Origin of the sequence: Streptomyces sp. NPDC102406, from assembly GCF_044765725.1 — a bacterium.
GTDB lineage: Bacteria > Actinomycetota > Actinomycetes > Streptomycetales > Streptomycetaceae > Streptomyces.
In genome coordinates, this window is sequence record NZ_JBIWKP010000008.1 from 241,980 (window position 1) to 254,311 (window position 12,332).

The 12,332-nt window shown below is 72.5% G+C and carries 14 protein-coding genes; 11 read left to right on the forward strand and 3 right to left on the reverse strand.

Annotated features, from left to right (window positions below; all coding sequences use genetic code 11):
* Window positions 1–92: 92 nt before the first annotated feature.
* From ACIRF8_RS28585 to hutI, 3 genes are all read left to right on the forward strand, one after another.
* Window positions 93–1,301, forward strand: coding sequence for an allantoate amidohydrolase (locus tag ACIRF8_RS28585; RefSeq protein WP_404219376.1), 1,209 nt, complete (start codon window positions 93–95; stop codon window positions 1,299–1,301).
* A complete protein-coding gene (locus tag ACIRF8_RS28590) occupies window positions 1,298–2,656 on the forward strand; it encodes a formimidoylglutamate deiminase (protein ID WP_404219237.1) in 1,359 nt (452 codons plus the stop codon). The genes ACIRF8_RS28585 and ACIRF8_RS28590 overlap by 4 nt, the downstream gene beginning before the upstream one ends.
* Window positions 2,657–2,729: 73 nt before the next feature.
* Window positions 2,730–3,899, forward strand: coding sequence for an imidazolonepropionase (hutI, locus tag ACIRF8_RS28595; RefSeq protein WP_404219239.1), 1,170 nt, complete (start codon window positions 2,730–2,732; stop codon window positions 3,897–3,899).
* Window positions 3,900–3,978: 79 nt separating this feature from the next.
* On the opposite strand, the gene ACIRF8_RS28600 is transcribed toward hutI, so the two are convergent.
* Window positions 3,979–4,890 carry an RNA polymerase sigma factor SigF gene (locus tag ACIRF8_RS28600; protein ID WP_404219241.1) on the reverse strand — a complete coding sequence of 304 codons (912 nt, stop codon included), beginning with the start codon at window positions 4,888–4,890 and terminating at the stop codon, window positions 3,979–3,981.
* A 240-nt stretch (window positions 4,891–5,130) separates the two neighbouring features.
* Between ACIRF8_RS28600 and ACIRF8_RS28605 the strand changes: the two genes are divergently transcribed.
* The 6 genes from ACIRF8_RS28605 (at window position 5,131) to ACIRF8_RS28630 (ending at window position 10,433) form a co-directional block, all read left to right on the forward strand.
* Entirely contained in the window at window positions 5,131–5,502 is a 372-nt protein-coding gene (locus ACIRF8_RS28605) for an STAS domain-containing protein (RefSeq protein WP_404219243.1), read from the forward strand.
* A 202-nt stretch (window positions 5,503–5,704) separates the two neighbouring features.
* Window positions 5,705–6,184, forward strand: a complete 480-nt coding sequence (locus ACIRF8_RS28610) for an ATP-binding protein (RefSeq protein ID WP_404219245.1) — start codon at window positions 5,705–5,707, stop codon at window positions 6,182–6,184.
* 144 nt (window positions 6,185–6,328) lie between these two features.
* Entirely contained in the window at window positions 6,329–7,024 is a 696-nt protein-coding gene (locus ACIRF8_RS28615) for an LPXTG cell wall anchor domain-containing protein (RefSeq protein WP_404219247.1), read from the forward strand.
* Window positions 7,025–7,045: 21 nt separating this feature from the next.
* On the forward strand, window positions 7,046–7,963 hold the full coding sequence (locus ACIRF8_RS28620; RefSeq protein ID WP_404219249.1) for a hypothetical protein: 918 nt from the start codon (window positions 7,046–7,048) through the stop codon (window positions 7,961–7,963).
* Window positions 7,960–9,081: a hypothetical protein gene (locus ACIRF8_RS28625; RefSeq protein ID WP_404219251.1), complete on the forward strand. Its 1,122-nt coding sequence runs from the start codon at window positions 7,960–7,962 to the stop codon at window positions 9,079–9,081. The genes ACIRF8_RS28620 and ACIRF8_RS28625 overlap by 4 nt, the downstream gene beginning before the upstream one ends.
* Entirely contained in the window at window positions 9,078–10,433 is a 1,356-nt protein-coding gene (locus ACIRF8_RS28630; RefSeq protein WP_404219253.1) for a hypothetical protein, read from the forward strand. Before ACIRF8_RS28625 ends, ACIRF8_RS28630 begins: the two co-directional genes overlap by 4 nt.
* A 141-nt stretch (window positions 10,434–10,574) precedes the next feature.
* Here ACIRF8_RS28630 and ACIRF8_RS28635 read toward each other — a convergent pair whose 3' ends face one another.
* Both ACIRF8_RS28635 and ACIRF8_RS28640 read right to left on the reverse strand, forming a co-directional pair.
* Window positions 10,575–10,865 (reverse strand): hypothetical protein, encoded by a 291-nt coding sequence (locus tag ACIRF8_RS28635; protein WP_404219255.1) that lies wholly within the window; start codon window positions 10,863–10,865, stop codon window positions 10,575–10,577.
* Window positions 10,862–10,999: a hypothetical protein gene (locus tag ACIRF8_RS28640; RefSeq protein ID WP_404219257.1), complete on the reverse strand. Its 138-nt coding sequence runs from the start codon at window positions 10,997–10,999 to the stop codon at window positions 10,862–10,864. Before ACIRF8_RS28640 ends, ACIRF8_RS28635 begins: the two co-directional genes overlap by 4 nt.
* A gap of 163 nt (window positions 11,000–11,162) precedes the next feature.
* Between ACIRF8_RS28640 and ACIRF8_RS28645 the strand changes: the two genes are divergently transcribed.
* The gene (locus ACIRF8_RS28645; protein ID WP_404219378.1) at window positions 11,163–11,999 is read left to right on the forward strand and encodes a helix-turn-helix transcriptional regulator; all 837 of its coding nucleotides are present in this window, start codon (window positions 11,163–11,165) and stop codon (window positions 11,997–11,999) included.
* On the forward strand, window positions 11,996–12,268 hold the full coding sequence (locus ACIRF8_RS28650; RefSeq protein WP_404219259.1) for a DUF397 domain-containing protein: 273 nt from the start codon (window positions 11,996–11,998) through the stop codon (window positions 12,266–12,268). Before ACIRF8_RS28645 ends, ACIRF8_RS28650 begins: the two co-directional genes overlap by 4 nt.
* Window positions 12,269–12,332 lie beyond the last annotated feature (64 nt).

Sequence of the window (12,332 nt, forward strand, 5' to 3'; positions counted from 1 at the left end):
CAGCCCCCATCGGCGGTGACTCGGCGGACGACCCGGGGCCCCGCCCCGGACCCCGCGTCTCGAACGCCGGAGGGGCTGGTTCGTCGAGCTTCCTGGAGATGTGGCGGGACCTGGCCCCCATCGGCCGGAACAACGACACCCGCGGCTACCGCCGATACGCCTGGACCGCCGCCGACGCCGACTGCCGCGCCTGGTTCAAGGCCCAGGCCGAGACCCGCGGCCTGGCCTATGAACAGGACCGCAACGGCAACCAGTGGGCCTGGCTCGGCGACCCGCGCACCGGCGGCGCCGTCGTCACCGGCTCCCACCTGGACTCGGTCCCCGACGGCGGCGCCTTCGACGGCCCCCTCGGCGTCGTCTCCGCCTTCGCCGCCCTGGACGAACTCCGCCGCAGGGGAGCGGAGTTCACCAGGCCCCTGGCCATCACCAACTTCGGTGACGAGGAGGGCGCCCGCTTCGGCCTGGCCTGCGTCGGCTCCCGCCTCACCGCGGGCCATCTCACCCGCGAGCAGGCGTACGCCCTCACGGACGCCGACGGCATCACGCTCCCGCGGGCCATGGAACGGGCCGGGTACGACCCGGAGGCGATCGGCCCCGACCCCGAACGCCTGGCCCGCGTCGGCGCGTTCGTCGAGCTCCACGTCGAACAGGGCCGCGCCCTCGACCTGTCCGGTGACGCGGTCGGCATCGCGAGCGCCATCTGGCCGCACGGCCGCTGGCGCTTCGACTTCCGCGGCGAGGCCAACCACGCGGGCACGACCCGCCTCGCCGACCGCAGGGACCCGATGCTGCCGTACGCGCAGACGGTCCTCGCGGCGCGCGAGGAGGCCCGGCTCGCGGGCGCGGTCGCCACCTTCGGCAAGATCGCGGTCGAGCCGAACGGCGTCAACGCCATCCCCTCCCTGGTCCGCGGCTGGCTCGACTCGCGCGCCGCCGACCAGGACGCCCTGGACCGGACGGTCACCGCCATCGAGAAGGCGGCCCGCGAGTACGCCGAAGCGCACGGCATCGACGTGTCGCTGACGCGGGAGTCGTTCACCCCGGTCGTCGACTTCGACCACGCGCTGCGCGACGAAATGGCCCGCATCCTGGGCACCGGGAACGAGCTGAAGGTCCCCGTCCTCGGCACGGGCGCGGGACACGACGCGGGAATCCTCGCCTCGTCCGTCCCCACCGCCATGCTGTTCGTACGCAACCCCACGGGCGTCTCGCACTCCCCGGCCGAGTCCGCGGCCGAGGACGACTGCCTGGCCGGGGTGGTCGCACTCGCCGACGTACTGGAAGGGCTGGCCTGCACGTGACGACGCAGACGCAGACGACGACGTACTGGCTGGAGCACGCCTGGCTCGACCCCGTCGTCGAGCCGGGCGTGGCCGTGGACGTGGCGGACGAGGACGGCGTCGGCCGCATCACCGCCGTCCGCAAGGAGGTCACGGCGCCCCCGCCCGGCGCGACCGTCCTGCGCGGCCTCACCCTGCCCGGCCTCGCCAACACCCACAGCCACGCCTTCCACCGGGCGCTGCGCTCGACGGCGCAGGTCGGCTCCGGCACGTTCTGGACCTGGCGCGAGACCATGTACGCGGTGGCGGACCGCCTCACCCCGGACAGCTACCACGCACTCGCGCGGGCCGTGTACGCGGAGATGGCGCTGGCCGGGATCACCGCGGTCGGCGAGTTCCACTACCTGCACCACGCGCCCGGCGGCACCCCCTACGCCGACCCGAACGCGATGGGCGAGGCGCTGATCGAGGCCGCGCGGGAGGCGGGCATCCGCATCACGCTCCTCGACACGGCATACGTCTCCTCCGGCTTCGGCAAGGAGCCCGACCGCCATCAGCGGCGCTTCTCCGACGGCACGACGCAGGCCTGGGCCGAGCGCGCCTGCCTCCTCAAGGAGCGCCCGCACGCCCGGATCGGCGCGGCGGTCCACTCCGTGCGCGCGGTCCCGGCCGACCAGCTCGCGACGGTCGCCGAGTGGGCGTCCGCGCGGCAGGCCCCCCTCCACGTCCACCTCTCCGAGCAGACCGCGGAGAACGACGCGTGCCGGGCCGCCCACGGCTGCACCCCGACGCAACTCCTCGCCGAACACGGGGTGCTGGGCCCGCGCACCACAGGCGTCCACAACACCCATCTCACCGACGCCGACATCGCGCTCATCGGCGGTTCGGGCACGGGCACCTGCATGTGCCCGACGACCGAACGCGACCTGGCCGACGGCATCGGACCGGCCCCCGCCCTCCAGCAGGCTGGCTCCCCGCTCTCCCTCGGCTCCGACAGCCACGCCGTCATCGACCCGTTCGAGGAGGCGCGCGCCCTGGAGCTGAACGAGCGGCTGCGGTCCCGGACGCGCGGCCACTGGACGGCGGCGGCCCTGCTGCGCGCGGCGAGCGTCGACGGCCACGCGGCGCTCGGCTGGGACGACGCGGGGACGATAGAGGTCGGGGCGGTGGCCGACCTGGTCACGGTCGACCTGGGCTCGGTCCGCACCGCGGGCGCGCTGCCGCGGCTCGGCGCGGAGACGGCGGTGTTCGCGGCGAGCGCGCAGGACGTCACGGACGTGCTCGCGGGCGGTCGCCGTATCGTCCGCGACGGGCGGCACGCGCTGGTCGGCGACGTGCCGGGGGCGCTGTCGGAAGCCATCGCGGCGCTGCACTGACCAAGCCCCTCCGGCGATCGGGGAGCGGGGCCCGGGGCGGAGCCCCGTGACTTCAGGAAGAGGACCCAGGAGCATGACCACCACGGCCATCACCGGCATCGGCGACCTCGTCACCAACCACCCAGGCCTGGGCGACGGCCCGCTCGGTCGGATCAGGGACGCCGCGCTCGTCATCGAGGGCGACCGGATCGCCTGGGTGGGCCCGAGCGCGAGGGTCCCGGCCACGGACACCCGGCACGACGCCCAGGGCCGCGCCGTCATCCCCGGCTTCGTCGACTCGCACTCCCACCTGCTCTTCGCGGGTGACCGCACGGAGGAGTTCAACGCCCGTATGGAGGGCCGCGCCTACTCCGCCGGAGGCATCCGTACGACGGTGGCGGCCACCCGCGCGGCCACCGACGCCGAACTGGAGGCGAACCTCACCCGCTACCTCGCGGAGGCGCTGCGCCAGGGCACGACCACGTTCGAGACCAAGTCCGGCTACGGCCTGACGACCGCCGACGAGGAGCGCGCCCTGCGCATCGCCTCGGCGCACACGGACGAGGTCACCTACCTGGGCGCCCACATCGTGTCGCCGGATCACGCCGACGACCCGGCCGCGTACGTGGACCTCGTCACCGGCGAGATGCTGGACGCCTGCGCCCCGCACGCCCGCTGGATCGACGTGTTCTGCGAGAAGGGCGCCTTCGACGGCGACCAGGCGCGGGCGATCCTGACGGCGGGCAAGGCGAAGGGCCTGGTCCCCCGCATCCACGCCAACCAGCTCTCCTACGGCCCCGGCGTCCAACTGGCCGTGGAGCTGGACGCGGCGAGCGCCGACCACTGCACGCACCTCACGGACGCGGACGTGGACGCCCTGGCCCACAGCGACACGGTGGCGACCCTGCTGCCGGGCGCCGAGTTCTCCACCCGCGCCGAGTGGCCGGACGCCCGCCGCCTGCTGGACGCGGGCGCCACGGTCGCCCTCTCCACGGACTGCAACCCGGGCTCCTCCTTCACGTCCTCGGTCCCGTTCTGCATCGCCCTGGCGGTACGCGACATGGGTATGACGCCGGACGAAGCTCTCTGGTCCGCCACGGCGGGCGGTGCGAAGGCACTCCGCCGCACGGACGTGGGCCACCTCGCCCCCGGCGCCCGAGCGGACCTGGCGCTCCTGGACGCCCCGAGCCACGTACATCTGGCGTACCGGCCGGGGGTGCCGTTGGTGCGCGAGGTGTGGCGGGCGGGCGCCCGGGCCGCCTGAGCGGAGTACGCGAACGGGCCCGCTTCCCGGGAATCAGGGAGGCGGGCCCGTTCGGGCGGAGGGCCGGGAGGTGACGGGCTCACTCCTCCACCGTCAGCCCCTTGCGGAGCTTGACGAGGGTGCGCGACAGCAGTCGCGACACGTGCATCTGCGAGATGCCCAGTTCGTCGCCGATCTCGGACTGCGTCATGTTGGCGACGAAGCGCAGCGAGAGGATCTTGCGGTCGCGCGACGAGAGTTCGGCGATCAGCGGCTTCAGCGACTCGATGTACTCGATGCCCTCGAGACCGTGGTCCTCGTAGCCGATGCGGTCCGCGAGCGCGCCCTCGGAGTCGTCCTCCTCGGGCTGGGCGTCGAGCGAGCTGGCGGTGTAGGCGTTGGACGCCGCCATGCCCTCCACCACCTCTTCGTTCGAGAGGCCGAGGCGATCGGCGAGCTCGGCCACCGTGGGGGACCGGTCGAGCTGCTGGGCGAGCTCGTCGCCCGCCTTGGCGAGGTCGAGACGGAGCTCCTGGAGGCGCCGGGGTACGCGCACCGACCAGGAGGTGTCGCGGAAGAAGCGCTTGATCTCACCGACGATGGTTGGCATCGCGAAAGTGGGGAACTCGACGCCACGGCTCAGCTCGAAGCGGTCGATCGCCTTGATCAGGCCGATGGTGCCGACCTGGATGATGTCCTCCATCGGCTCGCTGCGGGAGCGGAACCGGGAGGCCGCGAACTTCACCAGGGCGAGGTTCAGCTCGACCAGCGTGTTGCGGACATAGGAATATTCGTAAGTGCCCTCGTCGAGGGACTCCAGGCGCTCGAAGAGCGTCTTGGAGAGGGCGCGGGCGTCGAGCGCGCCGACCTCGGCGAACGGCGGGATCTCGGGGAGCCCGTCGAGTCCGTCCAGAGCGTCGGGCCCGAGGTCGGGGTCGCCGTGCGGGGCGGGTGTCGACGTCGCCTGGTCAGTATGCGATGCGTCGAGCCGGGGTGACATGATGTCCTCCATCGTTCTCGGCATATGGCTGCCGATGCCAATACGTGCACTGTGCGGTGTGCGGCGCCTCCCAAGCCCGCGGGTTCGTTTTCTGTCCTTACTAGGCCTACCCGGTTTCGTCACCGGCCCGCAAGTGCGGTATCGCCCCAAATGTCCGTTTCTTAGGGGTTGTTCGGGTACCGGGGGCTGTGGAGAAGGCGTAGTGTTCGAGGGCGTCAATCGGCACGTCGAAGGCAGCGAGAGAGAGACGTCATGGACCGCGGGACAGTCGGCAGCGCACACCGGGGCCGGCTTCTGGTCGAGGTGCGGCAAGAGGGTGCGAGCGCCGTGGTGACCCCGGTGGGTGAGCTGGATCACCACACCGCTGATCTGCTGCGCGAACCGCTTGAGGAATGCCTGGTCAGCGGGGGTTCCCGGCTGGTCGTGGACTGCTCGCGCCTCGAATTCTGCGACTCGACCGGGCTGAACGTGCTGCTCGGGGCCCGCCTCAAGGCGGAGGCCGCGGGCGGCGGGGTCCATCTGGCCGGGATGCGGCCGGTGGTGGCCCGGGTCTTCGAGATCACCGGCGCCGACGCCGTCTTCACTGTGCATGAAACGCTGGCGGCGGCGCTCGCCGTGGAGTGAACGGATGCCCCCACACTCCCGGGCCGGAGAAGTTACGCTCCAGTTGTCTCGGCGTGATCGAGGCGTTATCAGCGTCACAGGATCCACGTCGAATCAACGGGTGTTCTCGCGGTCCCGCAGGGCAGGAGACATCCGACCGTCCCTGCAACCCTTGAGTCCCCCAGCAGAAGCTGCATTGGTGAATCGGTGAGGTGAAGTGCTGATGAGTGCCACCCGGCCTTACTCGCCGGGCGACCACGGCCCCGAGTCCGGTGATCGACCGGCTCCCGGCGGCCGTCAGGTCCGCACGCTGAGCCTCGCAGGGGCGAGCGGCATCGTGCCGCTGGCCCGCGATTTCTCCCGTGAAGCGCTGAACGCGTGGGGCTGGCTGCCGGCCCCGACCGCGGAACTCAGGGCCGCCGCGGAGGACGTCCTGCTCGTCGTCTCCGAGCTGGTCACCAACGCGTGCCTGCACGCCGGTGGCCCGGACGCGCTGACGGTCTCCCTCGACAACAAGGTGCTGCGCATCGAGGTCGCCGACCACGGCGCGGGACAGCCCGAGCCGCGTACCCCGCACCGCGCGGGGCGCCCCGGCGGCCACGGCATGTTCATCGTGCAGCGCCTCTGCCTGGACTGGGGCGTCCTGCGCACGCCCGGGGTCGAGGGCAAGACCGTATGGGCGGAGCTGGGCGCCCCCGCCTGAGCCCTGCCGACACCCTTTCCTGAGCACGCCGGATCGTCCTCGATCCGGCGTGCTCTTTGTCTTCCCTCGGCAAGTCCCCGGGCGTACCTTGAGCCACCCGCATCTGATGAACCGTCAGCAACCGTCGGGCGAAGGGATATCGAGGTGTCGTACCGGACGTACCAGGAACGAACCGCCGCGTTCGCGCTCGGCGCCGCTCTGGCGGGCTCCGCGGTGCTGCTGGCCGCCCCGGCGGCGCAGGCCACGGTGCAGAACGTCAACTACCAGTGCAAGACGCCGATCGGGAACAAGGCAGCCGTCTCCCCGATCGACATGAGGAGCGTCAGGAGCGGCAGCGGCTACAAGATCACGATGTCCTTCCAGAAGGGCGTCTCCTCCAGCCCGGTCGAACTGGGCAAGGGCGCGATGAACCCGAGCGCGGTGATCGGGCTCGGCGGCGCCGACAGCGGCTCCGTGCCGGTGACGGGACCGGCGAACTCCGAGGCGATCCCCGCCAACACACCCATCAAGATCAGTGACCTCTCGGGCACGTACACGCCGAAGAAGAGCGGCAAGGTGACGTTCACGGCCGGCGTCCTCACCATCAAGGCGCTCGGTACGACGACGACCTGCACACCCGCCAACAGCCCGAAACCCTCACTGGAACTGACCGTGCGGGGCGCGGGCGGAGGCGGCACGTCCGGCGGATCGAATTCCGCTCCCTCCGGCGGCGACCAGCTCCCGCGGACCGGCCCGCAGGACTCGGCGATCGCCCTCGGCACGCTGGGCGGCACGGTGCTCCTCGCCGGAGCCGCGGGCGCCCTGTGGCTGACCCGCCGCCACCAGGGGACGCCCCGCTAGCGGGGAGCCGCGGACCCGCACATGAGCCGCACACGCCGACGTGACCGAGGCCCCTACGGCGCTGTGGCGGCGGGCGCGCTGCTGTCGGCACTCCTCGCCACGACGCCGGTGACGGCGGCGCCGCCGAACTGGACGATCACCCCGTCCGCGGGCGGCGGACCACCGTCCGCCGCACAGGACGGGCGCCCGTACGTCTACGCGGAGGGCGCCCCCGGCACCGTCCTGGAGGACAAGGTGGCCGTCACCAACCCGACCGCCGCGCCCCTGAGGATCACGCTGCGCGGCGCCGACGCGCGCCCCGGTTCCCCTCGGCGCGCCCGGAGCGAGGACACCGGCGCCTGGATCGTCTTCGCCGAGCGGTCCGTACGCGTCCCCGCCCGCACCCGCGCCGAGATCCCCTTCACCCTCACCGTCCCGGCGGGCGCCACCCCCGGCGACCACCCCGGCACGATCGTCGCGCGGGGCGCGGGGCGCAGCTCCCGGGTCGGCGTCCACCTGCGGGTCAGCGGCCCCACCCTCGCCGCGCTCACCGTCGAGCACGTCCGGGTCGTCGCCGGTGACCGGATCACGTACGACGTCGTGAACCGCGGCAACACGACGCTCACCCCCCGCCTCACCGTCAGGGCCGACGGCATCCTCGGCCGCGTCCTCGACAAGGGGCCGCGCACCCTGCCGGTGGAGCTGCCGCCCGGCCGCCGCGTCCACCTCACCGAAGCCTGGCACGACGCCCCCGCGCTCGACGCCGTCGACGTGGCCGTGACGGTCACGGCGGGCGGCGGCGCGGGCGACTCGGCGACGGCGACGGCCAGGTTCGTGCCCTGGGGTCCGCTGGGCGGCGCCCTCACCGTGCTCGCGGGCGCCGGCTGCGCCGCCCACCGCCTCGTACGCCGTCGACGCCGAGGCCGCCAAGGCACCGGTCACCCAAGGAGTGCGCCATGACCCTCCGCAGCGCGCCGGTCACGCGGCTGCCGGCCGTCCTCGCCCTGTTGGCCGCGCTCCTCGCGAGCACGGCGCCCTGGGCCACGGCCGCCGATGCGCCCACCGTCAGCCTCTCCACGTCACGGGCGGGCACCGGGGGAACGATCACCGTCAAGGGCGACGGCTGGCGGCCCAGGACTCTGCTCATGCTGCTCGTCTGCGGGCAGTCGAGCCCCGCGCGCGGTGTCGTCGGCGGCACCAACTCCTGCGCCAACGGCGACGGACGCGCCGTCACCACCGACGCCCGGGGCGGTTTCAGCAGGAAGCTACCGGTCGTCGAGCCGCCCAGGCCCTGCCCGTGCGTCGTCCACGTCGCGAGCGTGACCGGCCCGGCGAAGACCCGTTCGGACGCCGTCCTCGTGGTCGCCGGGCACCCCGTGAAGCCGCTCCCCGCCGAGTCGGAGGGGCGGCTCTCCATGGTCACCGACGCCCGCCTCGACGGATCGAGCGGCCTCCTCACCTGGTTCGGCTCACCCCCCGCGCGGACCCTCACCTTCACCGTCGGCAACGTCGGCACGGCCCCGGTCAAGGATCCCGTCTTCCAGGTCGGCACCTCCCACGGCGTGTTCGCGCCCGCCTACGAGGAACAGCAGTGGCGCGGCACCGTCCCGCCGGGCCGCAAGGCGCGGATCGAACTGCCCGTCGAGCTGACGGCCGGCGCCCACGGCAACTATCTCGTGTCGCTCAAGTACGGCGGGCAGGTGCTCGCCGAACAGCCCTGGGGAGTGGGCCGCCCCTGGGGCGTCACGCTGTTCTGGGCCCTGCTGTGCGTCGTCGTCCCCGCCGCCGTCTTCCGGATCGGCATGGCGGTCGTGGACCGGCTGCGCCCCCGCGACCGGTACGTGCCCGGCCGTCACCGGGGCGCCCAGCGTCTGGCCGAACTCACCGCCCGGCTCCCGAAGGCGCGGCCCCCGCGCCGGTCCCCGCGCCCGGCGCCCGCCCAGGACCCGGCGGGCGTCGCCGCGTCCCCCACCACCACCCTGCCGTGGTTCACCCCGGACACCGGTCCCGGTGCCACCACGGCCGGTCAGCTCTCCGCACCGCCCGACGACAGCAGGACGACGAAAGGAAACACGTGAGCAGGCAACGGAGAGCCGGTGCGGCCGGCTGTGCCCTGATCCTGTCCGGTGCGGGGCTGTGGCTGGCCGCCGCCCCGGCGCGGGCGGCCGAGTCCTCGTTCAGCACGGAGTGCATACCGCCGTCCGTCTCGGGGCTGCCACCGGTCGAGGGCACCACGGTCGCCGACATCACGGCCCCGGCGACCGCCGAGGTCGGCGACGAGATCGACGTGGTCTGGAAGACGACCCGGGCCGCCTCGAAGAACCCGGACGTCCTCGACCTCGGCGCCGACACCGTGCAGCCCACGGGCACGGTGAAGGTGGGCGGCGCGCAGAGCGGTGACCTGAAGGTGCAGGGCGCGCGGAAGAACCCGGCGATCCCGAAGAACAGCCCGATGATCCTGTCCGACATGACGGGCAAGCTGAAACTGACCGCGGCCGGGGACGTGACGCTGACCCCGGACGCGTACACCATCAACGTCAACAAGCCGATCTCCACCGACACCAAGTGCACCCCGAAGGAGACGGTCAGGCCCGCTGTGACCGTCAAGGTGACGGACGGGGGCGGGACGAGTACGGGCGGCGGTACGAGTACGGGCGGGACGAGTGGTACGGGCGGGACGACGAGCGGCACCGGCGGAACCACGACCACGGGCGGCTCCACCAGTGGTGGCGGTGGCGGGGGCGGTGGCGGCGGTGGCGGTGGCGGAAAGACCGACTTCACCGGCAAGGAAGTGTCCGTCCCCTACGCCTGCAAGACCCCGATCGGCGACAAGACCGCCACGTCCCCGGTGCGGATCGACGCCAAGAAGGACGGTGGGAACTACGCCCTGACCGTCAAGTTCGGGGCGTCCGTGATGGACAGCCCCGCCGCGATCCCGGCCGACTCGGTCAAGCCGTCGATGGCGGTGAAGCTGGGCGGCGCGGACAAGGGCACCGTGAACGTCGAGGGCCCGACCAACAAGGCGCCCATCAAGTCCGGTGACCCGATGACGATTCCGGACCTGACCGGCACGTACAAACCGGGCGCGGACGGGAAGTCGACCTTGTCGCCGGGCGTCCTGACGGTGAAGGCGCTGGGCACGACGACGACCTGTACGCCGACCAAGACGGCCGTCTCCCTGGAGATCGACGCGGCGGCGGTGGAGGGCGGCGCGTCCGGCGGCTCGGGCTCGGGCTCCGATTCGGGTGGCTCCGCGAGCGGTTCCGCGGGCGGCTCCGACGCCGCGGGCGGCGGCGGCCTCGCCGAGACGGGCGCCTCGCACGACGGCGCCCTGCGCGCGCTCGGCCTGGTGGCAGGCACGGTGATCCTGCTGGGCGGCGCGGTCTTCACGTTCCTGCCGCGAGCGCGCCGGGCGGCCAGGACGCGGTGACACGACGACGACGGGGGTGGCTCACGGGCCGCCCCCGCCGTGGTCACGGGCGCACGAAGACACAGATCGCGGCGAGCAGCGCGCCCACGCTGCACAGAGTGAGGACCCCGCTCCACAGCGCCCCGTCGTACCGCCGCGACCTCATGACGGCGCCGCCCCGTGCTCCTCCTCCAGGTGGGCGCGGAGCCTTACGTTCATGTCGGTCTGCGCGCTGTAGTCGTACGCGGCACGCGCCCGCGCCCGCCGGGCCGCGAGGTCGGCACAGACCTCGCACCCGGCGACCGGGACGGCGGGCCCCAGGTTTCCGTGCGCCCCCAACTCCCGCTCCCGCACGCCCGCTTCACCCTCACGCCCTGCCGCGTGCGCCGCGTCCCGCTGCGCCCGCAGCGCGGCGCACACGTCGCAGTACCCGACCGGCGCCCGCTCGTTCATGCCGCCGCCAGCCGCAGCAGCGCCCGCTCGACGGCCCGCAGCGTGGCCGGGGTGGCGCACACCGGCCATGTACGCGCCGGGCTCGCGTGCCGCCTGCGCCGTTGGGGGAGTGCCCTGCTGTTGTCGGTCTTCATCGTCGTACCCGGCCCTTCTTCGGCATTCGCCCATACGCGGCGCAGCGGTGAAGTTACCGTGCGTGTTGGGCGGTGCTACGAGGATGCCGCTCCGGGGAGCCGAAAACGCCCTGAAAGAGCGCAAGTGCAACTTCTGGCCGCCAAATTCAACAAAGGCAACACCATGCCGATGAGACGTACGGTCACCGACCGCAGCACCGAACCCCGCCGCCGCTATGCCGAACAGGCCCGCGTCATGCGTCAGCGCAGCGGCCTCAGCCTCCGCCAGCTCGCCAAGAAGGCGGGGTGGGACGCGTCCCAGCTCAGCAAGGTGGAGAGCGGGCAGACGCTGGGCGGGCCCGAACTGGCCCAGGCCCTGGACGACGTCTACGGGACCCCCGAGTTCATGCTCACCCTCTGGGAGTTGGCACAGAACGACCCGACGCAGTTCAAGCAGCAGTACCGCCGGTACATGCTCCTGGAGGCGGAGGCGACGAGTTTGTGGCACTTCGCCATCAGCAGCGCCCCAGGTGTGTTGCAGAGCAAGGGCTATGCGACCGAACTGCTCGCCGCGGGCGGACACGAGGGTGAAGAACTCGCCCGGCAGGTCGAAGCGCGGCTCGGCCGAGCCGAGTTACTGACGAAGAGTGGCGCCCCGAACTTCCGCACCATCCTGCACGAGTCCGTATTGCGCCTGGGACTGCGAGACCCACAGGTGCAACGCGCCCAGTTCGAGCACCTACTGGAAGCGTCCCGGCGCCCGAACGTTGTGCTTCAGGTGCTGCCATTCAGTGCCGGGCCTTTCGGCCTGATGAACACCGACGTGATGTTCCTGCGTGACGCGAGCGGACGTACGGTGGCGTACACCGAGAACGACGTCCACGGTGAACTCATCGAGGAGAGCAGCCAAGTCGAACCGCTGCAACTCGCCTACGATGCGATGCGCGACCTGGCGTTGTCCCCCGCCGCGTCGAGGGAGTTCATCGGGGAACTGCTGGAGGGAGCACCGTGCGCACCATGATCGACCTGACCGCCGCAACCTGGCGCAAGAGCAGCTACAGCAACACCGACGGCGGCGAATGCGTAGAGGTCTCGGACGACTTCCTGGCCGCCGCGACCTGGCGCAAGAGCAGCTACAGCAACACCGACGGCGGCCAGTGCCTCGAAGTCGCCGACAACATGCCGGAGGCCGTCGTCCCTGTGCGTGACTCCAAGAACCCGTCCGGCCCCGCCCTCGTCTTCGAGGCGTCGGCCTGGGGGACGTTCGTGGCGTCGCTGCGGGCGCGCTGATCCCCGTACGGGAATCACCCCCGACAACAAAGGGGCCGCCGCGCCGGTCCGGCGCGGCGGTGGG